This is a genomic window from Proteiniclasticum sediminis (genome assembly GCF_018128025.1).
Lineage (GTDB): Bacteria > Bacillota > Clostridia > Clostridiales > Clostridiaceae > Proteiniclasticum > Proteiniclasticum sediminis.
The window spans coordinates 16,559-35,097 of sequence record NZ_JAGSCS010000001.1 but is presented as its reverse complement, the minus strand read 5'-3'; the positions used below and the strand labels follow the sequence as shown (position 1 = coordinate 35,097).

The following is an 18,539-nucleotide window of genomic DNA, read 5'->3' as shown; positions in this document are numbered from 1 at the left end:
TTTTATCTACTGCGGTCTTAAACCATCAAATTTACCGTTTATCCGGCGATTTTGGAAGTTTTGCGGTATCCTGGTCGAAATCCGGCTTCCTTGTTGATGAGAACGGATACCTTGCTGTAGAAGAGAATTCCCACAGCGGAGATCAGGAGACCCTTGATCAGGTTAAACAGCGGAATACCCTGGAACATGTAGGGGGCATAGAAGTCGCCCAATCCTTCCGGGAAATACAGGGGAATGAGGATGAAGTGATTGGCCAGCATGGCTAAAGGAATCATCAGCACAGCGCCTGCCAGCGTTCCGATGATTGCACCCTTCATAGTCTTCATCTTCTTGAAGATCAGGGAAGCGGTAAACACATAAGAGCCCACGATGATGATGTTGGCTATTTCACCAACACCGCCGGAAGAGCTGCCCTTCAAGGTAAAAATCAGGAGATTCTTCAGCACTTCCACACCGACGCCCACTAAAGGTCCGAAGGCAAAGCCGGAAAGAAGCACAGGCACTGCCGAGAGGTCCACTTTCAGCCAGGGAAAGGCGGGAAGCACGGGGAACTCAAAGTAGGTGAGAAGAAATCCCAAAGTCAGAAGAAATGCCGCCTTGACGAGTGTGTTGGTTTTTTTTGATACGTTTACCATTGTAAACCCTCCTAAAGATTTGTCATCTCCAGAAGATTGCCTAGTAAAATAGCCCTGACTTCAAAGAAATCAGGGCGTGAACGCTAAAACAATCTATCTTCTTCCATCCAGACTATACTGTCGGCCTCGGAGTTACACCGAATCAACCTTGCGGCTCGTGGGCTATACCACCGGTGGGGAATCACACCCCGCCCTGAAGATGCTATTTAATTACAAATTCATCGTAGCACACCGTTAATATTCTGTCAATATGTTTGGAGATATGCTACAATAAAGTAAGAAATCAAGAGAAGAAACGGTTTTCAATTGATGTGTTTATGCCGTTTAAGGGGGAATTTTCATGAGATCCACAACGTACGACAGCTTTCTTCGCGATGGCCAAGAGCTCCTGGAGACCTTCACCATCCGCTATCCCCACGGAATCTACAAAGAATCCGTCTACTCCAGCACCTACGACGATCTTTCCAAATGGCTCCGCTCCCTCATCACCTTTATGAAGGCGGATAAGGAACCGTCCTCGGCAGAGTTTGTGGGATACCTGAACAGTTTTCGCGGAAAACTGGGAAACATCGACAAAACCGAATTTCTCCATATCCTCTCCGAGTTGGAGCGGTATAAAGGCAACGAAATACAGTAAACGCCGTAAAGGCCGGGATTTCCCGGCCTTTACTTTTTCTACTGTTTTTTATCCTTATTGAGCCCCTTCATGGTGAGGCTGATGCGTTTGCGCTTCAGATCCACGCTGAGCACCTGGACCTCCACCACATCCCCCGATCGAACGTAATCCAAAGGATTTCGCACGTAGGTGTTGCTGAGCTCGCTCTTATGGACCAGACCGTCCTGATGGACGCCGATGTCCACGAAGGCGCCGAAGTCTGCCACATTGCGGACCACGCCCGTGAGAATCATCCCCTCGGCCAAGTCCTTCAGTTCCATGACTCCCTTGCGGAACATGGGCTTCTGCAGCTCTTCTCGGGGATCCCGTCCGGGTTTCTTCAGCTCTTTTAGAATATCCTGGATGGTGGGCTTGCCCAGACCCGTGATGGTCATCAGCTTATCGATGCCATAGGCCTTTGCCCGTTCTTCGATGTCCTCGAGATCCGTTGTCGTCAGCTTTTTCCGGTCATAGCCCAGCTCTTTCAGGAGCACATGGGCCATGTCATAAGATTCGGGATGAATGCCCGTATTGTCCAGAAGTTCCTTCCCGTCCCGGATCCGAAGAAATCCGGCACACTGCTCGTAGGCTTTGTCCCCGAGGCGCTTAACTTTTTTCAGCTCTTTTCGGGAAGTGAACTTCCCGGCCTCATCCCGGTAAGCCACAATGTTTTCGGCTAAGGTCTTGTTGATTCCGGACACATAGGCCAGCAGAGCCGGAGTGGCCACATTGAGATCCACGCCAACCTTGTTCACCGCATCCTCCACCACACCGGATAGGGATTCATCCAGCTTCTTTTTGCTGATATCGTGCTGGTACTGTCCCACACCGATGGATCGGGGTTCGATTTTTACCAGTTCCGCCATGGGATCCTGAAGTCGCCTTGCGATGGAAATTGCGCCCCGGATGGTCACATCCAGATCCGGATACTCTTCGCTGGCCAGCTTCGATGCACTGTATACAGAGGCGCCTGCCTCATTGGTGATGACGTAGGAAAGCTCCACGCCTTCGGCCTTGAGCTCCTCAATCATCTCCATGAGGACCAGCTCCGACTCCCGGGAGGCGGTGCCGTTGCCCAGGGAAATGACCCCCACCTGATGCTTCTTCACCAGGTTTTTCAGAACCCGTTTCGTTCCCGCGATATCCTGCCGGGGTACCGTAGGATAGACTGTGGCGTTTTCCAGGTATTTTCCCGTATCATCCAGCACCGCCACTTTGCAGCCCGTTCGAAAACCCGGATCATAACCCATGACATGGTAACCCTTGATGGGGGGCTGCATGAGGATGGACTTGAGGTTTTCCTTGAACACATGGATGGAGGAATCCTCGGCCCGCTCAGTGAGGGTGGAGCGAAGCTCCCGTTCCAGCGCCGGGAAAATCAGGCGCTTGTAGGCATCCTGAGCCACAAGATCAATCAGCGCATCATTTTCCTCTCTGCCGGTGCGGTATTTGCCGAGGATGGCCCGGAGGGCCCGGTCTTCATCCATGGTCACCGTTACTTTCAAAATGCCTTCCTTTTCTCCGCGGTTAATAGCCAGCACCCGGTGAGAAGCCATTCTCAAAGCCTCCTCACTGCGGTCGTAATACATCTCATAGGGGGTGTTTTCCTGCTCGCCGGTGGTTTTGATCACCGCCGTCTGGACGGCCACATTTCGAAGCATCCCCTTCAGGTCAGCATCCTCCGCCATGGTCTCGGCAATGATGTCGCCGGCGAGTTTCAAGGCCTCGTCGGCACTTAGAACCTCTTCGGTGATGTACTTCTGGGCTTCTTCCTTCAGCTGGCCTTTCCCGCTGAGAAGATGCAGCGCCAGGGGCTCCACGCCTTTTTCCCGGGCAATGGTGGCCCGGGTTCTTTTTTTCGGCCGAAAGGGCAGATAGATATCCTCCAGCCGGGTGAGGGTCTCCGCCCTCTGGATATCTTTTTCCAGTTCCGGCGTCAGCTTTTCCTGCTCCAGGAGAAGACGCAGAATATCTGCTTTACGGGTTTCCAGTCCCCGAAGATACTCCAGCCGTTCCGCCAGTTGGCGGATCACCTGATCTTCCAGGGAGCCCGTGGCTTCCTTTCGGTAACGGGCGATGAAGGGAACCGTGGCGCCTTCATCCAGGAGCTTCACGGTGCCTTCCACCTGAGCAGCGGTGATCTTGAGTTCTTGGGCTAACTTTTCATTGATGTTCATACTTTCTCCTATTCCTTCGCGCCCTGTCCGAATGTCTTCAGATAAGCGCTGATAAAGAGGTCCAGATCGCCGTCCATGACGCTGCCCACATTGGCATCCTCCGCCAGGGTACGGTGATCCTTCACCAGATTGTAGGGATTGAACACATAGCTGCGGATCTGGCTTCCCCAGCCCACATCCTTCATCTCTCCGGTGATGTCCTCGATCTTTTCCTTGTTCAGTCTTTCCTTGATTTCCACCAGCTTGGCTTTCAGCACCTTCATGGCCGTTTCCCGGTTCTGAATTTGGCTTCGCTCATTCTGGCAGGTAACCACGATGCCCGTGGGCAGATGGGTGATCCGGACGGCGCTGTCCGTGGTATTCACGTGCTGTCCGCCCGCACCGGTGCTTCGGTAGGTATCGATCTTCAGGTCCTCATCCTTGATGACCACTTCTTCCTCATCCTTCAGCATGGGGATGACTTCCACAGACGCAAAGCTCGTCTGCCGCTTGCCGCTGGAGTTGAAGGGAGAGATCCGGACCAGCCGGTGGATCCCCTTCTCCGCCTTGAGGTAACCATAGGCATAGGGGCCGGCGATCTTCAGGGAGGCATCCCGGATACCTGCTTCGTCCCCTTCATTGAGCTCCATGAGCTCCACCTGATATCCCTTTTTCTCTGCCCATCGGGTGTACATGCGCAGCAGCATGGACGTCCAGTCCATGGCATCGGTGCCGCCTACGCCGCTTTTCAGCGTCAGGATCACATCGTTGCCATCATATTTCCCAGAGAGAAGCACCCGAAGATGCATGGCCTCCACTTCTTTCTGAAGGCTTCGAACCTCCTGGAGAACCTCTTCTTCCAGGGACTCATCTTCCTCCACCAGATCCATCATCTCCTGGGTGTCGGCAACCCGGCTCACCAGGGATTTGTATTCTGCGATGGTGTTCTCGATGAACTTTTCTTCCTGGGTCACTTCCTTGGCTTTTTGCGGGTCATTCCAGAAATCCTGAGCCTGCATTTTGTAGATCAGCTCTTCCCGCTTGCGCTCCAAACTGGCGATGTCAAAGAGACACCCGGATTTCTTCCAGTGATTCGTTGAAGCCCTTGAGCTCGTTGGCTGCTTCCATAAGTTTTGGCAACATGGTCATCACTCCTTTAAAGTAAATTTTCATCTTCAGGGGAAAATAGACTTGGTCGCCCAAGTCTATTGTTCAGCATATTATTGGCCAATGCCGTGGCAGTTCTTATATTTTTTGCCGCTGCCGCAGGGACAGGGAGAGTTGCGTCCGATGCGGGTGTCTTTCACCGCTGGCTTGCGCTTCAGGGTGTTGTCGGAATTGGTAGCGGTTTCCTTGGCCACCTGTTCCCGCTCGATGTTCTCTTCCTGACGGATGACAATGTGGAGAATGTACTTGATGGTGTCCACATTGATGGACTCGATCATCTCATCGAACATTTCCGAACCTTCGAACTGATAAGCCTGGACCGGATCCTGCTGCTTGTAGGCGCGCAGTCCAATGCCTCGCTTCAAGTGGTCCATGTTGTCGATATGGTCCATCCACTTGGTGTCCACGACCTTCAGGAGGATAACGCGTTCGATTTCACGCATCTGCTCGCCGATTTCCCGTTCCTTGGCCTCATGGAGCTCGACACCAATCTCATAGAAGAAATCGATGAGCTTCTCGTTGGACAGTCCCTGGATGTCCTCCAAGGTCACCTGACCATGGGGAACATAGACATCTTCCATGTAGGTGATGAGGGCTTCCAGGCCTTCTTCCCGGTCATTGCCGTTGGCCAGGTGCATTTCCACCGCCCGGGTGACCACGTTGTTCATCATGGCCCGGATATTTTCCTTCAGGTCTTTGCCTTCCAGCACCATGGAGCGCTGGCCGTAGATGACTTCACGCTGCATGTTCATGACATCGTCATACCCCAGCAGAGTTTTACGGGTGTCAAAGTTATTGCCTTCCACTTTCTTCTGGGCGCTCTCGATGGACTTGGTGACCATCTTGGACTCAATGGCATCATCACCCAGGCCCATGTTGTCGATCATGCCGAAGAGACGCTCAGAGCCGAAGATCCGCATGAGGTCATCTTCCAGAGACAGATAGAAACGGGACTCTCCCGGATCGCCCTGACGGCCGGAACGTCCACGGAGCTGATTGTCGATACGACGGGACTCATGGCGCTCGGTGCCGATGATGCGAAGACCGCCCAAATCCACCACGCCTTCGGCCAGCTTAATGTCCGTTCCTCGACCGGCCATATTGGTGGCGATGGTGACGGCACCGAGTTCTCCGGCGAGGGCAACAATTTCTGCTTCCTTGTCGTGGTACTTGGCGTTAAGCACTTCATGGGGAACCCCGTTCTTCTTGAGCAGCGCGGACAGATATTCCGACTTCTCAATGGAGGTGGTGCCCACAAGGACCGGCTGGCGTCTTGCATAGGATTCCTTGATCTCCTGGACAACGGCCTTGTACTTGGCCTGGACCGTACGGTAGATGAGATCCGGATTGTCTTCCCGGCGCACCGGCATATTGGTGGGGATGACGATGACGTCCAGTCCGTAGGTGTGGCGGAACTCCGCTTCTTCGGTCTGGGCGGTACCGGTCATACCCGATAGCTTCTTGTACATACGGAAATAGTTCTGATAGGTGATGGTGGCGAGGGTTTTGGATTCCCGCTCCACTTTGACCCCTTCCTTGGCTTCAATGGCCTGGTGAAGTCCGTCGGAATAGCGGCGTCCTTCCATGAGTCGTCCGGTGAACTCGTCAACAATGACGACTTCTCCATCCTTGAGCATGTAGTCCTTGTCCACCTTAAAGAGGAAGTTGGCCTTCAGGGCCTGGGTCACATGATGCTGGAGCTCCATGTGCTTGGGATCGGCGAAGTTGTCCAAGTGGAAAGTATTTTCCGCGCGCTTAACGCCTTCTTCCGTGAGAACCACGGACTTGGCCTTCTCATCCACGGTGAAGTGCTCTTCCTTCTGGAGGCCTTTTACAAAGAAATCCGCCACTTTATAGAATTCTGTGGATTTCTCCCCCTGACCGGAAATGATCAGCGGTGTTCGGGCTTCATCGATGAGGATGGAGTCCACCTCGTCCACGATGGCGAAGTTCAGCTCCCGCTGTACCCGTCGTTCTTTGTACACCACCATGTTGTCTCGGAGGTAGTCAAAGCCGAACTCATTGTTTGTTCCATAGGTGATGTCGGAAGCATAGGCATCCTTTCTCTGCTCATTGGTGAGCCCGTGGATGATCACTCCGCAGGTGAGGCCCAGGAACTCATAGATCTGTCCCATCCAGTCCCGGTCACGGGAAGCCAGATAGTCATTGACGGTGACCACATGGACGCCGTTCCCCTCCAGGGCATTGAGATAACAAGGCAGGGTGGCTACCAGGGTTTTTCCTTCACCGGTCTTCATCTCGGCGATTCTGCCCTGATGCAGCACCACGCCGCCGATGAGCTGCACCTTAAAGTGCTTCATGCCCAGGACGCGCCAGGAAGCCTCTCGCACGGTGGCAAAAGCCTCCGGCAGAAGATCGTCAAGGGTTTCTCCATTTTTCAATCGTTCTTTAAATTCTGCGGTTTTTGCTTTCAGTTCATCATCGGTGAGCTTCTGATAAGCTTCATCCAATGCCTCCACCTTGTCCACGAGAGGCATGACCCGTTTTACTTCTCTCTCGCTGTAGGTTCCGAAAACCTTGTCAAATATTCCCATCTTTTCAACTCCAAATCATTATTTCCGTTCATTCTTCCGGGGATGTTCCCCATGACAGGCCAGGACGAGCCTGAAGCGCCGTCAGGATAGATTTGCACAAATATCATTATAGCACTGTTGGCGCTTTGATATCAACAACCGGGAAGACGGGGATTTCTGGTTCTGTCCGTAATCAGATTACCGGACTTTCTTTAAAATCCCATTAACTGAAGAGCCTAGTCCAAAATCCCTCCCAATTAAAAGAGGGAGCATCCTCCGATGCTCCCAGTCTTTATTCCCAAAATCGGTTATTCTTCTTCACGCTCCAGGAGACCATAGTTTCCGTCTCGTCGTTTGTAGACGACACCGGTTTCTCCATCTTCATCTTCGAAGACATAGAAGCTGTGACCCAGAAGCTCCATTTGAAGCACGGCTTCTTCCTTGGACATGGGCTTCATGGGGATCTTCTTGGTGCGGACAATTCTTGGGGCTTCTTCACCAAGAAGCTCTTCTTCTCCTTCCGGAGCTTTAACAAAGGCGCTTTCGTTAAACCTGATGGATTCCTCCCCCTGCTTTCGTTCGATCTTTGTCTTGTATTTGCGGATCTGTCGTTCCAGTTTGTCCTGGACCAGATCGATGGATTTGTACATGTCATCGCTGGACTCCTCAGCTCTTAGGAGAACATTTCCAAAGGGAATGGTCACTTCGAAAATCTGATCGGTTTTCGTGACGCTGAGGGTGGCGCGGGCTTCCACGGGGAGTCCAAAATATTTATCAAGTTTGCTTAACTTATTCTCTACAGCCTCCTTTAATCCCGGTGTAAGAGTAATGTTTCTTGCATAAATATAGGTTTTCATGGTTTATGCCCCCTTGTTGTATTGATCTTGTGTTAATTCTATTTTAAAGGATGCACCTAGGCTTTTCAAGCCCTGGCGCTCAATTAACTAAATTTTCACTCTATTTTAGTAGCGCAAATTTCATTCCAGGACTCTGTAAGCCTTTACAGGATATTCACCGATTCCAAATCTGCCAGATACGGTGCTGCATCAGGCAAGTTCGCCACCAGCTGAAGGATATGGGTGCTTTCCTGGGCATTGAGATGCTTTTTTCGGGTGAGGACGTCGATGGATTCCGGGGTGGACATGGTCCGTTCAAACCATAGGACAAGAATCCCTTCCTGCAGATGAAGCACCCGGGAACCGTTCCGGAAGATCCGGTTCATCCCTGCGCCTTTCCAGCTGAAGCTTTCCGTCCCTTCCACCGGGATTTCAAAGCCCCGTTTCATTTTCATTTTTCCATTCTTCCGGTATTCCACCTGTTCATGAAGCACCAGCTCCTCGCCCTTATGCTGGACATCATAGTTAAAGGAGATTGTGTCGATGCTTCCTCTCTTCCAGAGGGGACATCCCGAATACTGCAGATACCACCGTCCTTCCATCCGTTTCAGTTCTTTGTCGTTCATCCCGCCACCTCCCCTGTCCTTTGTTACGTTACATTTTACCCTACAGATTCATGCCTGGTTTAGCGAATTGTTTAATATTATATGAATAGTTTGCGTTAAAAATGAATCCGGAATACTCTTTGCGTATAATGAAAGTAGAGAAGCATTAAGCTCTCACACGAACAGGAGTTGATCATATGGACAACGGAACGCTGAGACTATTTCTTTATCTCCTGCTCTTCTTGGCCGGAGGTGCAGCCTACAGTTTGCTTTTATCTTATTTTACCAAGAACTGGGTTCTCCGGTATCTGCCCTCGCTGATTTCTCTCCTTCTGATCCCTTATTTGGTCTATAACATGTATTTCGGCAACCTGGAGGGCTTTCTTCCACTGGCCTACTTCATTTTCGCCTTGACGGTCTTTGCGGTCATGGTGGGAAATGTGCTGGCCAACCTGCTCTTTGATCGCCGACAAAGGAAGAAAACCGCATAACTTTGCGGGAAAAGGAAAGACTTGGAAGCTGCCAGGACCCTTGAAGGTCTTGTGCTTCCAAGTCTTTTATGCGTTTTTCCAGTGGACGGTGATCACCACGGTACCCCGGGCACCGTCTTTCATGTCGCACTGATATCCCTGTTCCTTGAGTTTCGACAGCAGAGGCTTTCGAAAGTCTTCCTCCAGCTCGTCCCCCTCAAAGAAAAACACTTCCTGTTCTTTTCCCAGATATGCGGAACGGGACACCTTTTTTTTGATCTTCTGCAGGGCTTCTTCGATTTTGGCATATTCATCGGCATACTCCCGAATGAAGATCTCCAACCGAATGCTTCGGAACTCTTCCGGGAGGTCGGGCAGAAGACGGCTTAAGTCCTTTCCGTCGATGATGTCACGATACATGGCGTTCTCCCTTTCTCCCTGGAATCCAGATTCTACTGGTCCAGTTCGCCCAGAATGGCCACGCTGGCCGAAAGTCCCAGACGGGTTGCCCCATTCTCGATCATGGTCATGGCATCGGCCAGGGTGCGAATTCCACCGGAAGCCTTCACCCCGAGATCGGGACCCACGGTTTTACGCATGAGGGCGATATCCTCTTTCTTGGCTCCACTCTTGGAGAAGCCGGTGGAGGTCTTCACGAAATCAGCTCCGGCATCCACGGACAGTTCGCAGGCCTTCACCTTTTCCTCATCAGTGAGAAGACAGGTTTCAATGATGACCTTCGTCAGCGTACCGGAAGCGGCCAGGACCACTGCGCGGATATCCTCCAGCACATACTCGTAATCCTGATCCTTGAGTTTGCCCACATTGATGACCATATCAATTTCATCGGCACCGAGGAAAACGGCTTCCTTGGTCTCGTAGCTTTTCGCTTCGGTGGTCATCTGCCCCAGGGGGAATCCTACCACGGTGCAGACCTTGGTCTCCGTGCCGGCTAAGAGTTCCTTGGCCTTGGCGATGTTGCAGGGATTGATGCAAACACTGAAGAACCCATGTTCCCGGGCCTCTTCACAAAGCTTCACCAGTTCGGCCTCCGTGGCGTCGGGTTTCAGCAGGGTATGGTCGATATACTGGGCGAGTGTCTTTTTATTCATAATTCAACCTCCTCTTTTTCCCCCTCATTTTACCATATTTCCCCGGCGCTGATAACCATCTGCCCGGATTTCTCCGTCCAGGATAAAGCCCACTTTCCCCCCAGCGCCAGGTTGCGGAAATCCATCCGAAATCCAAGACAGAAAAAAGACTTTTCACTTTCTCGCCTTCATGATAAAATCGTTCACGGTAAACCTTTATTTCTCCCGGCTGGTCCGGGAATTTCAAGTATACTTTTCGAGGGTTTATGTTATAATATTGTGTAGCAATCATTGGATTATAAAGGAGTTTATGGAATGGGTTTTAAGGATAAATTGCAGAAATTTTATGCAGACAATTATCTCAAAAAGTACGGAGACCGCATCACACAAGCCTACGGTACGGTTCTTTCCGTAAAGGTGGAAGAGAAGAAAATTCTCTGGATCTTCCATATTCTGAAAGCCACGATCATTTTGAAGCCGGAAGGGTCCAAAAATGTCGTCCGTTCAGAGTACAAAGCCCGAAGATGGTTTAAGAAACCCGAGTTTATCGCGGTGAGCCAGGGCAATGTCATTCTGCTTCAGGCACTGAAGGGCAAGAAGGGAAAAGAAAACAGCGATGTTCTGGAAATCAAGAATATCCGCAACACCACCACCCGCAAGGATCTCTTCAAGATCGATGCCCCTATGCCCAAGCGTCAGGTTCAGTATAAAAGAAAGTAAATCCTCAAAGTCTGCTTCTTCGTGTTGCAGACTTGTTTCTTATTTAAGGTGAAGTCATGGATTCCAAGGGCAAGGAACGCCCTTTCCTACGAAAATAATATGTGATTGGAGGCAACTATGAAGGATACAGTTTACATCACCGGCCACCGGAATCCTGATTCCGATTCCATCTGCGCAGCTTTAGGCTATGCGGAGTTCAAAAACAAAACCGGCAACGGAGATTACATTCCTGTTCGGCTGGGGGACATCAACCGGGAAACGCAATTCATCCTGGCGTATTTCGGGGTGGAGCCTCCCCAGTATATCGAAAACGTCCGCTTGCAGGTCAGCGACCTCAATATTGATAAAATCGCCCCCATTTCCTCGGACATCACCTTGAAAATGGCGTGGAACATCATGCGGATGAACAACGTCAAGAGCCTTCCCGTGGTGGATGAAAATGAGCGCCTCTGCGGCGTCGTTTCTGTTTCCAATGTCACGGAAAGCTACATGGATGTCTGGGACAACATGATTCTGGGAAAATCCAAAGTGACGGTGAATAATATCCTGGACACGCTGACAGGACAGATGATCAACAGCGTCAAAGACCGACGCCATTTTTACGGCAAGATCTATTCCCTCTCCGCCGCGCCGGAGGAGATCGGCGTAACCCTTGAGGAAGGCGATGTAGTCATCTCCGGGGACCGGAAAGAGTTCCTGGAAGTGGCGGTGGAGAAGAAAGTCTCCCTCATCATCATCACCGGCAACGGCAAGATGGACGAGGATCTTCTGGCCAAAGCCAAGGAGAATGGAATTACCGTCATCAATACGCCCTACGACACCTACACCACCTCGCGGCTCATCACCCAGGCGGTGCCGGTGAAGTACGTCATGAGCAAGGAGAAGATCGTGTATTTCTCCTCCGATGACTACATCGGCGACATCCGCGGAATCATGGCGGAAACCCGTTACCGAAGCTACCCCGTGGTCAATGACGATTCCAAGGTCATCGGCACCATCTCCCGTTTCCACCTGATTTCCGGCAAGAAGAAAAAGGTTATCCTGGTGGATCACAACGAAAAGGGTCAGTCCGTGGAAGGACTCAATGAAGCGGAGATCACCGAAATTATCGATCATCACCGCGTGGCTGATGTGGCCACCACCACCCCCATCTTCTTCCGCAACGAACCCGTGGGGAGCACTTCCACCATCGTGGCGAACATTTTCTTTGAAAATGGAATCCGACCTTCGAAGAAGACTGCTGGGATCCTGGCTGGAGCCATCATTTCCGACACCCTGCTCTTCAAATCCCCCACCTCCACCAACATCGACCGGATTGTCCTGGACCGGCTGGCCCAGATCGCCGACATCGATGTGGAAGATTTCGCCCTGGAAATGTTCCGTTACGGCACATCCCTCGCCGGCAAGACCCCGGAGGAAATCCTGAAGCAGGACTTCAAGATCTTCACCTATGACAATGCCCGCATCGGCGTATCCCAGGTGTACACCATGGATGCCCAGTCCCTGAAGGATCTGAAGGCCCCCATTCTCGCCGCCATGGAAGACATGACCGCGGAGCATAACTTCAGCCTGCAGCTCCTCATTGTCACGGACATCTACAAAGAAGGCTCTGAACTCATTGTGGTGGGTAAACACAAGGATCTGGTCAGCAAAGCCTTTAACGTGGAACTCACAGACAATTCCGTGTACATCCCCGGAATCCTCTCCCGTAAAAAGCAGGTCATTCCGCCCATTTCCGCGGTGATTACCCGGTAATCTCCAAGTGCAAAATTAACTTCCTTCTCAAGGAAAATGTGATAGAATAAGATGTATTGAAATAAATTCTGGAGGAACAACATGACAAACACAATAAATGAAAACAACAAGTGCTGCGAAGACAACAGCTGCTGCTGTGAAAACACCGCCGAGGAAAAGGACACCAAGGCCTGCTGCTGCGCAGACAACGAGACTGAAGAGGAAGGATGCGGCTGCGGCCACGAGCATCATCATCATGACCATGACCACGAGCATGACCATGAGCACACCCCCGTCGTCACCTTCGAAAATGAAGATGGCACCACGGAAGAATATCCCATTGTGGATGAATTTGAATTTGAAGGAAATGTCTATGTCCTCGTCATGAACGACGATGAGTCCGTCACCCCCTTGAGAGTGGAAGGCGAAGACGGAGAACTGGTATTCCTCGGTGAGGATGAGTTCGAAAAGGTATCCGAGGCTTATGCAGCCCTGGAAGATTCCGAAGAACTTCAGTAAGACACCACACACTTGAAAGCCTTGGGGACCACTCAAGGCTTTCTTTATTGGAGGTATTTCCATGAAACTGGCATTATTCGATGTGGATTTCACCCTAACCCGAAAAGAAACTCTCATCGCCTTTTATGCTTTTCTCGTTCGCAAACACCCCGCCTATCTCCGGCATCTGCCCAAGGCCGCTGCCAGCGGTGGGCTGTATCAGTTGGGGATGATCAAGGAAAAAGAAACAAAGGAAATGTTTCTTGCATTTTTGCAGGACATGCCCATGGAGCGCCTGGATGCCCTCTGTGAGGAGTTTCTCGAAAAGCGTCTCATTCCCCTTCTCTATGCCGATGGCTTGGAGAAAATTGCCGAGCTCAAGGAAAAAGGGTACACCATCATCCTAACGTCCGCATCGCCTGAATTCTATATCACCAAGCTGAAGACCATCTGCCAGGCAGATCTTGTCATGGGCACCCGTTTTCAGGTAAAAGAGGGCCGCTTCACGGGGATCATGGAGGGCGAAAACAATAAAGGCGCGGAGAAAGTGCTGAGGCTCTATACGGCGCTGGAAGGACAGGATGTGGATTATGCCGAGTCCTATATGTTTTCCGACTCCATGAGCGATGAACCCCTGTTAAAGATTGTGGGGAAACCTTTCCTCATTAACTACCGCAAGCGAAACCCCAAATACCCGGTATTATTCTGGAGGTAACTATGGAAAAAATCGTTGGCCGTTTTTTTATGAAGAACGGAAAGTTCGCGGATGCCGCCGACTTCTCCTTCACCTTGAACCCGCAGAATGTCTACGAAGTCATTCGCGTCATTGACGGAATCCCTCTTTTTCTGGAGGACCACCTTTCCCGCATGACCTCCTCCCTCGCTCTGCAGGGCATGCGACTTACGGAAACCCCGGAAAAGATCCGAAATCTGCTCCTCCTTCTGATCAAGAAGAATGAAGTGGAAAATGGAAACATCAAGCTTCTCATCAACGGTGCTGCGCCGGATATTTATCTCTATTTCATCCCCCATGCCTATCCTGGGGACGCACTGTATGAATCAGGCGTGGACACGGCGACCATGGCCATTGTGCGCCACAACCCCAACGCCAAGGTCATTGATGCCCGGTATAAAGCGGCGGTGACCGCCTTCATCGAAGAGAAAAACATTTATGAGGCACTCCTGGTGAATCCTGAAGGATGCATTACGGAAGGCTCCAAATCCAACCTCTTCTTTGTCCGGGGAGCCAAGGTGCTGACCCCTCCCCTGAAGGATGTCCTGGGCGGTGTTACCCGGCAGCGGATTCTCGACCTGTGCAAGGAAAACGGGATTCCCGTGGAGGAAGTTCCCGTCCCCCTGACGGATCTTCCCACCTGGGATGGGGCCTTCATTTCCGGCACCTCCCCCAAGGTCCTGCCCATACGAAGCATTGACGACCGGACGCTCTCCAGTACGGAAAATCCGGTAATCCAAAAAATTCGCCGATGTTACGAGGATAAGATCCAGCGTTATCAGGACGAACACCGCTGATTGGCGCGAAAGGAGGAAGAGGATGAAAAAACTGCTGATCGGATTTCTCTCGCTGCTGCTTCTCGTCACCTTCCTGTTCACCCTGGTGCCCGGGATGGCCGGGAGTCTCCTGGGCTGGGTCACCGGAAGCAGCCAAAATCTTCCCTTTGGACCCCCTCACGTCCGAAGCAAAACCTCCTTTTATTACACCTTCTTTGTCACGGAATGCCTCATCCCCTTCGAAGAGTCCGAAAAGGAACTGCTGCAGCTCCTGGACCGCAAAATGGCGGGAGAAGACATCAGCATCCCCTTGAACCTCCTGGAAGTGAAGGTGCAGGACCTGGATACTCCCCCCAAATACCATCATAAACTTCTGGAACCGCTTTATGGGGATTATGGAAACCTGAAAACCCAGCTGGTGGCTTGGGTTCTCTATACCCAGGAAATCAAGGACATCCCCTGGACCACAACCCAGCGGGAGCAGCTGAATGAAAAAGCGGAGCAAATTCTGGAAGGCAAACAGGCCCTCTACCAGCATACGGTGGATACCCTGAAGGCCCACAAGATCGTCTTCTATCTCGAGGATGACGGTTCCATCACCATTTACGACTGAGAAACAGAAAAGAGAGCGTTTCTCCGTTCTCTGAAAAAATATTGAATTTTACTCGAAATTTATTTGAATCTAAAACTAAATTTAATTCAAAAAAATGACGGCTGCTCAGCAGCCGTCGTTTGTTTTTATTCCTCTTCCAGTAGTTCCGGCTCGATGACATCATCTTCGATGAACTCGCCGTATTCGTTGACAAAAGAATCAATCTCTTCCTTATGGTCCACAACGGTCTTGTAAATCAGCGCTCCTGCCACCAGGGAAACCGCTGACACGACCAAAAGCTTGCAGCACTTCATTTGCGTTCCTCCTTGCCTATGATTTCTCTTCTATTCTTCTATATTATAGCACACCCGGCGTATAAGGTGTACAATTATCCTTTTTCCTCGGGGAAATTCCATTCATGAAGATTTTCTTAATTCACGGTTTTTCTGGCTTTTCTTTAAATCTACTTCAAATCTAAATGCTAAGATACAGGTTGAGGTGATGAGATGCACAGGATAATCTTAGCGGGTTTCCCCCATGACGCCGTCGTGGACGAACTTCCCGCCATCTGGGAGGATTTCGAATTATCGTTTTCCACGACCCCCGAGTTCATCCGGTCCAGCCTTCAGACACCGGCGAATGTCGTCATTGTCCATGAGAGCTTTTATCGAAGACATCAGACCGAGTTGAATGATTTATTTCGAAATGATAAAGACCTGAATATATTTATGATGAAAAAAGATACCCGATCCAAGTTTCTGGAGAAAATCGAGCAAGTTCCCTTCAATGGATACGTCATCCGGGAACATCCCCTGACTGTCAGTTTTCTTTCCAGTCTGGTCCGGATTTCCACCGACCTTTCCGCCACCTCCGTATACAAAGACATGTCCATTGATTATCGGAATAAGGTGGTTTATCTGAAGAAAAATCTGCTTTCCCTTACCCCCATGGAGTACGACCTCCTCATCTACATGAAATTTCACGAAGGAATTTCCCTGTCCCGGGATGAGCTTATCCGAGCAGTATGGGGGTATTCTTTCCTGGGGGATTCCCGTACCATCGATACCCATATCAAGTCTCTGCGGCGCAAACTCGGGCCCTACCGCGGACTGGTGAAAACCGTCTGGGGAAAAGGCTACAAATACTTGGAAGGCTAGACCTTCCGTTCCTCCTTCACCTGAAAGGGAGCCGTTTCTTCATTCGGCTCCCGATTTTTGTGTTATTTTTTTCGGATCCCAAAATGCTTGTAGAGCACTACTTTGAGATCCAGATACTCCACGGATTTCCCCTGGGCTTCCAGGTCATCCTTCAGGGGTTTCAGCTTCTCCGGTCCATGGCGGCGGATGCTGTCCAGTATATCCTTTTCCAGCGCGGCGTTGAAGATCCTTTGAAGATCCACGGGGCGCTCTTTGGCATGGTCCCGAATGAGCCGGTCCACCACAGTCCCCGGGACCACCCCGAGAATGCGGGCCATTTCCTCCACGGTCTTGCCTTCCTGATGGAGTTCAAAGGCATCCACAAAACCCTCCTCCCCTTCCGGGGAAGCTTCAGGCAGAACCAGGGGCTTCTTTCTCACCTGGGGGTTCTTCTCTTCAAAGGCCCGAAGAGCTTCAATGAAGATCTCCCCATATTTCATGGCCTTGGTCCGCCCCACTCCGCGAATTTCCATAAATTCACTGCGGTTTCGGGGATAGCGGCGGATGATGTCCTTTAAGGTTTCATCATGGAAAATAATATAGGGCGCAATGTTCTCCATCCAGGAGATTTCCTTCCGGATCTCCTTGAGCTGTTGGAAGAGCTCTTGGGTGGGAGTTTCGGGTTGAGTTTCCTCCGGCGCCTGCTCGTCTTCCGGCAGCATTCTCTCCGCCCATCGTTTCCCCTCTGCGGTCAGGGCATAGCCCTGGGGAGAGGCGAGAAGCTGTCCCTGGACCACCAGTTCCTCCAGGTGTTCCGCAAGTTTTTCCTGCGGATAACGGGCCAGGGGATTAAGTCCTCCAGTCTGGAGTTCTTCCTCCTGGAAGAGCAGCAGGAGCCTTTCCCGGGATACCGGCTGCGGGAGAGTTTCCATGCTCTGTAGGATGAGCGGATCCAGGACTTTTGAAGGGAGTATCCCCTGCTGGGCACAGACGGAGCAGCTTCCGCAGGGAACGCTTTCCTCCTTCTCCCCCAGCATTCCTTGCCTGGGATTGGAGTGGAAGTAATCCAGAAGATAACTGCGCAGACACTTCCGCCCTCGGCCATAGCGGTCCATCGTGACGAGCTTGTCCCGTTCAATGAGGAGCCGATCCTCCGATTGAAGATTATGCTGCAGGAGGCCCAGCTGGCGCTGGAAGTCCGGTTCCCGATAAATCAGGTAGCTTTCGCTGTAACCCTGGTCGCGGCCGGCCCGGCCGGCTTCCTGGTAGAAAGACTCCAGGTTCATGGGAATGCCCATATGGATAACAAAGCGCACATTGGACTTGTCGATGCCCATGCCGAAGGCGCTGGTTCCCACCACCACCTGAATGCGGTCAAAGGCAAAATCCTCCTGGACCTTATGCCGCTGGGCATCGTCCATGCCCCCATGGTAAAGTCCCGTTCTGTGGCCCCGATGCTCTAGAATTCTCGATAGCGCCTCCGCTTCTTTCTTCCGCTGGCAGTAGATGATGCCCTGATGGCCCCGGCGCTTGTCCATGATCCGAATCAGCTCTTCCAGATCATCCTGGGGCTTCACCACGCTGAAAAAGATGTTGGGGCGATCCAGATTCCCCCGAATCTGAAAAGGGTCCTGAAGGCCCGATAGCATGAGAATATCCTCGATGACCGCCTCGGTGGCCGTGGCCGTGAAGGCGGTGACCACGGGCCGCTTGGGCAAAGTGTCGATGAAATGCCGGATGTCCAGGTATGAAGGCCGGAAATCATGGCCCCAGATACTGATGCAGTGGGCTTCATCCACGGCCACCTGGGCTAACCCCAAGTTCCGGAGGATTCCGGCGATCCGCGGAGATTTCAGAGACTCCGGCGAAATATAAATCAGTTTGTACATCCCCCGCTGAATGTCCTGACGGCGGCGGCGAGACTCTTCCAGATCCAGGGAGGAGTTCAGGAAGGTGGCGGGAATCCCCCGATCCAGAAGCCCATCCACCTGATCCTTCATGAGGGAGATCAGGGGCGAAATGACCAGCGTTGAGCCCCGCATCATCAGCGCCGGCACCTGATAGCAAAGGGATTTCCCATAGCCCGTGGGCAGAATGCCCAGCACATCTTTTCCGCGGAGGATCTCCTTGATGAGCTCCGCCTGTTCCTTCTTAAAGGAATCCAGACCAAAATATTTCTTGAGAACCTTGTAGATCTCCAT

19 protein-coding genes and 1 riboswitch are annotated in these 18,539 nt (G+C 51.6%); of the genes, 9 read left to right on the top strand and 10 right to left on the bottom strand.

The window, feature by feature from the left end:
• Positions 1 to 38: 38 nt before the first annotated feature.
• Positions 39 to 635 (bottom strand): ECF transporter S component, encoded by a 597-nt coding sequence (locus tag KCG48_RS00155; protein WP_211799265.1) that lies wholly within the window; start codon positions 633 to 635, stop codon positions 39 to 41.
• Positions 636 to 726: 91 nt separating this feature from the next.
• Positions 727 to 840, bottom strand: a riboswitch (FMN riboswitch).
• A 135-nt stretch (positions 841 to 975) separates the two neighbouring features.
• Between KCG48_RS00155 and KCG48_RS00150 the strand changes: the two genes are divergently transcribed.
• On the top strand, positions 976 to 1,272 hold the full coding sequence (locus KCG48_RS00150) for a hypothetical protein (RefSeq protein ID WP_211799264.1): 297 nt from the start codon (positions 976 to 978) through the stop codon (positions 1,270 to 1,272).
• A gap of 38 nt (positions 1,273 to 1,310) precedes the next feature.
• Here KCG48_RS00150 and KCG48_RS00145 read toward each other — a convergent pair whose 3' ends face one another.
• The 5 genes from KCG48_RS00145 to KCG48_RS00125 all read right to left on the bottom strand — a co-directional run bounded on the left by KCG48_RS00145 (position 1,311) and on the right by KCG48_RS00125 (position 8,609).
• The gene (locus KCG48_RS00145; RefSeq protein WP_211799263.1) at positions 1,311 to 3,467 is read right to left on the bottom strand and encodes a Tex family protein; all 2,157 of its coding nucleotides are present in this window, start codon (positions 3,465 to 3,467) and stop codon (positions 1,311 to 1,313) included.
• A gap of 8 nt (positions 3,468 to 3,475) precedes the next feature.
• Positions 3,476 to 4,589, bottom strand: a protein-coding gene (prfB, locus tag KCG48_RS00140; protein WP_408004678.1) for a peptide chain release factor 2 whose coding sequence is annotated in 2 segments (ribosomal slippage) — positions 3,476 to 4,510 and positions 4,512 to 4,589 — 1,113 coding nt in all. Because the reading frame shifts where the segments join, the coding sequence is not laid out codon by codon here.
• A 77-nt stretch (positions 4,590 to 4,666) separates the two neighbouring features.
• On the bottom strand, positions 4,667 to 7,168 hold the full coding sequence (secA, locus tag KCG48_RS00135) for a preprotein translocase subunit SecA (RefSeq protein WP_211799262.1): 2,502 nt from the start codon (positions 7,166 to 7,168) through the stop codon (positions 4,667 to 4,669).
• 287 nt (positions 7,169 to 7,455) lie between these two features.
• A complete protein-coding gene (hpf, locus tag KCG48_RS00130; RefSeq protein WP_211799261.1) occupies positions 7,456 to 8,004 on the bottom strand; it encodes a ribosome hibernation-promoting factor, HPF/YfiA family in 549 nt (182 codons plus the stop codon).
• Between the two features lie 143 nt (positions 8,005 to 8,147).
• Positions 8,148 to 8,609, bottom strand: coding sequence for a hypothetical protein (locus tag KCG48_RS00125; RefSeq protein ID WP_211799260.1), 462 nt, complete (start codon positions 8,607 to 8,609; stop codon positions 8,148 to 8,150).
• 176 nt (positions 8,610 to 8,785) lie between these two features.
• Here KCG48_RS00125 and KCG48_RS00120 point away from each other — a divergent pair, with 176 nt between their 5' ends.
• Positions 8,786 to 9,079 carry a hypothetical protein gene (locus KCG48_RS00120; protein WP_211799259.1) on the top strand — a complete coding sequence of 98 codons (294 nt, stop codon included), beginning with the start codon at positions 8,786 to 8,788 and terminating at the stop codon, positions 9,077 to 9,079.
• A gap of 66 nt (positions 9,080 to 9,145) precedes the next feature.
• Here the strand turns inward: KCG48_RS00120 and KCG48_RS00115 are convergent, their stop codons facing one another.
• Positions 9,146 to 9,478, bottom strand: coding sequence for a hypothetical protein (locus KCG48_RS00115; protein WP_211799258.1), 333 nt, complete (start codon positions 9,476 to 9,478; stop codon positions 9,146 to 9,148).
• Positions 9,479 to 9,510: 32 nt separating this feature from the next.
• Positions 9,511 to 10,170, bottom strand: a complete 660-nt coding sequence (gene deoC / locus KCG48_RS00110; protein WP_211799257.1) for a deoxyribose-phosphate aldolase — start codon at positions 10,168 to 10,170, stop codon at positions 9,511 to 9,513.
• Positions 10,171 to 10,464: 294 nt separating this feature from the next.
• On the opposite strand from deoC, the gene KCG48_RS00105 reads away from it, so the two are divergent.
• The 6 genes from KCG48_RS00105 to KCG48_RS00080 all read left to right on the top strand — a co-directional run bounded on the left by KCG48_RS00105 (position 10,465) and on the right by KCG48_RS00080 (position 15,223).
• On the top strand, positions 10,465 to 10,869 hold the full coding sequence (locus tag KCG48_RS00105) for a hypothetical protein (RefSeq protein ID WP_211799256.1): 405 nt from the start codon (positions 10,465 to 10,467) through the stop codon (positions 10,867 to 10,869).
• Positions 10,870 to 10,986: 117 nt separating this feature from the next.
• The gene (locus KCG48_RS00100) at positions 10,987 to 12,624 is read left to right on the top strand and encodes a putative manganese-dependent inorganic diphosphatase (protein ID WP_211799255.1); all 1,638 of its coding nucleotides are present in this window, start codon (positions 10,987 to 10,989) and stop codon (positions 12,622 to 12,624) included.
• 81 nt (positions 12,625 to 12,705) lie between these two features.
• Positions 12,706 to 13,122 carry a DUF1292 domain-containing protein gene (locus KCG48_RS00095; protein ID WP_211799254.1) on the top strand — a complete coding sequence of 139 codons (417 nt, stop codon included), beginning with the start codon at positions 12,706 to 12,708 and terminating at the stop codon, positions 13,120 to 13,122.
• 61 nt (positions 13,123 to 13,183) lie between these two features.
• A complete protein-coding gene (locus KCG48_RS00090) occupies positions 13,184 to 13,816 on the top strand; it encodes an HAD-IB family hydrolase (RefSeq protein WP_211799253.1) in 633 nt (210 codons plus the stop codon).
• A gap of 2 nt (positions 13,817 to 13,818) precedes the next feature.
• Complete coding sequence (locus KCG48_RS00085; RefSeq protein WP_211799252.1) at positions 13,819 to 14,631, top strand: aminotransferase class IV; 813 nt, start codon at positions 13,819 to 13,821, stop codon at positions 14,629 to 14,631.
• A 22-nt stretch (positions 14,632 to 14,653) separates the two neighbouring features.
• Entirely contained in the window at positions 14,654 to 15,223 is a 570-nt protein-coding gene (locus KCG48_RS00080) for a hypothetical protein (RefSeq protein ID WP_211799251.1), read from the top strand.
• A gap of 125 nt (positions 15,224 to 15,348) precedes the next feature.
• On the opposite strand, the gene KCG48_RS00075 is transcribed toward KCG48_RS00080, so the two are convergent.
• Positions 15,349 to 15,516: a hypothetical protein gene (locus KCG48_RS00075; RefSeq protein WP_211799250.1), complete on the bottom strand. Its 168-nt coding sequence runs from the start codon at positions 15,514 to 15,516 to the stop codon at positions 15,349 to 15,351.
• 192 nt (positions 15,517 to 15,708) lie between these two features.
• Between KCG48_RS00075 and KCG48_RS00070 the strand changes: the two genes are divergently transcribed.
• Positions 15,709 to 16,359 carry a winged helix-turn-helix domain-containing protein gene (locus KCG48_RS00070; RefSeq protein ID WP_211799249.1) on the top strand — a complete coding sequence of 217 codons (651 nt, stop codon included), beginning with the start codon at positions 15,709 to 15,711 and terminating at the stop codon, positions 16,357 to 16,359.
• A gap of 62 nt (positions 16,360 to 16,421) precedes the next feature.
• Here the strand turns inward: KCG48_RS00070 and KCG48_RS00065 are convergent, their stop codons facing one another.
• A complete protein-coding gene (locus KCG48_RS00065; RefSeq protein WP_211799248.1) occupies positions 16,422 to 18,539 on the bottom strand; it encodes a RecQ family ATP-dependent DNA helicase in 2,118 nt (705 codons plus the stop codon).

Excerpts from the sequence above, each read along its gene's own strand:
- secA (WP_211799262.1), bottom strand. The coding sequence starts at position 7,168 with ATGGGAATATTTGACAAGGTTTTCGGAACCTACAGCGAGAGAGAAGTA.
- KCG48_RS00095 (WP_211799254.1), top strand. The coding sequence starts at position 12,706 with ATGACAAACACAATAAATGAAAACAACAAGTGCTGCGAAGACAACAGC.
- KCG48_RS00085 (WP_211799252.1), top strand. The coding sequence starts at position 13,819 with ATGGAAAAAATCGTTGGCCGTTTTTTTATGAAGAACGGAAAGTTCGCG.
- KCG48_RS00065 (WP_211799248.1), bottom strand. The coding sequence starts at position 18,539 with ATGGAGATCTACAAGGTTCTCAAGAAATATTTTGGTCTGGATTCCTTT.
- KCG48_RS00080 (WP_211799251.1), top strand. The coding sequence starts at position 14,654 with ATGAAAAAACTGCTGATCGGATTTCTCTCGCTGCTGCTTCTCGTCACC.
- KCG48_RS00100 (WP_211799255.1), top strand. The coding sequence starts at position 10,987 with ATGAAGGATACAGTTTACATCACCGGCCACCGGAATCCTGATTCCGAT.
- KCG48_RS00145 (WP_211799263.1), bottom strand. The coding sequence starts at position 3,467 with ATGAACATCAATGAAAAGTTAGCCCAAGAACTCAAGATCACCGCTGCT.
- hpf (WP_211799261.1), bottom strand. The coding sequence starts at position 8,004 with ATGAAAACCTATATTTATGCAAGAAACATTACTCTTACACCGGGATTA.
- KCG48_RS00155 (WP_211799265.1), bottom strand. The coding sequence starts at position 635 with ATGGTAAACGTATCAAAAAAAACCAACACACTCGTCAAGGCGGCATTT.
- KCG48_RS00115 (WP_211799258.1), bottom strand. The coding sequence starts at position 9,478 with ATGTATCGTGACATCATCGACGGAAAGGACTTAAGCCGTCTTCTGCCC.
- KCG48_RS00105 (WP_211799256.1), top strand. The coding sequence starts at position 10,465 with ATGGGTTTTAAGGATAAATTGCAGAAATTTTATGCAGACAATTATCTC.
- KCG48_RS00150 (WP_211799264.1), top strand. The coding sequence starts at position 976 with ATGAGATCCACAACGTACGACAGCTTTCTTCGCGATGGCCAAGAGCTC.
- KCG48_RS00090 (WP_211799253.1), top strand. The coding sequence starts at position 13,184 with ATGAAACTGGCATTATTCGATGTGGATTTCACCCTAACCCGAAAAGAA.
- KCG48_RS00070 (WP_211799249.1), top strand. The coding sequence starts at position 15,709 with ATGCACAGGATAATCTTAGCGGGTTTCCCCCATGACGCCGTCGTGGAC.
- KCG48_RS00075 (WP_211799250.1), bottom strand. The coding sequence starts at position 15,516 with ATGAAGTGCTGCAAGCTTTTGGTCGTGTCAGCGGTTTCCCTGGTGGCA.
- KCG48_RS00120 (WP_211799259.1), top strand. The coding sequence starts at position 8,786 with ATGGACAACGGAACGCTGAGACTATTTCTTTATCTCCTGCTCTTCTTG.
- KCG48_RS00125 (WP_211799260.1), bottom strand. The coding sequence starts at position 8,609 with ATGAACGACAAAGAACTGAAACGGATGGAAGGACGGTGGTATCTGCAG.
- deoC (WP_211799257.1), bottom strand. The coding sequence starts at position 10,170 with ATGAATAAAAAGACACTCGCCCAGTATATCGACCATACCCTGCTGAAA.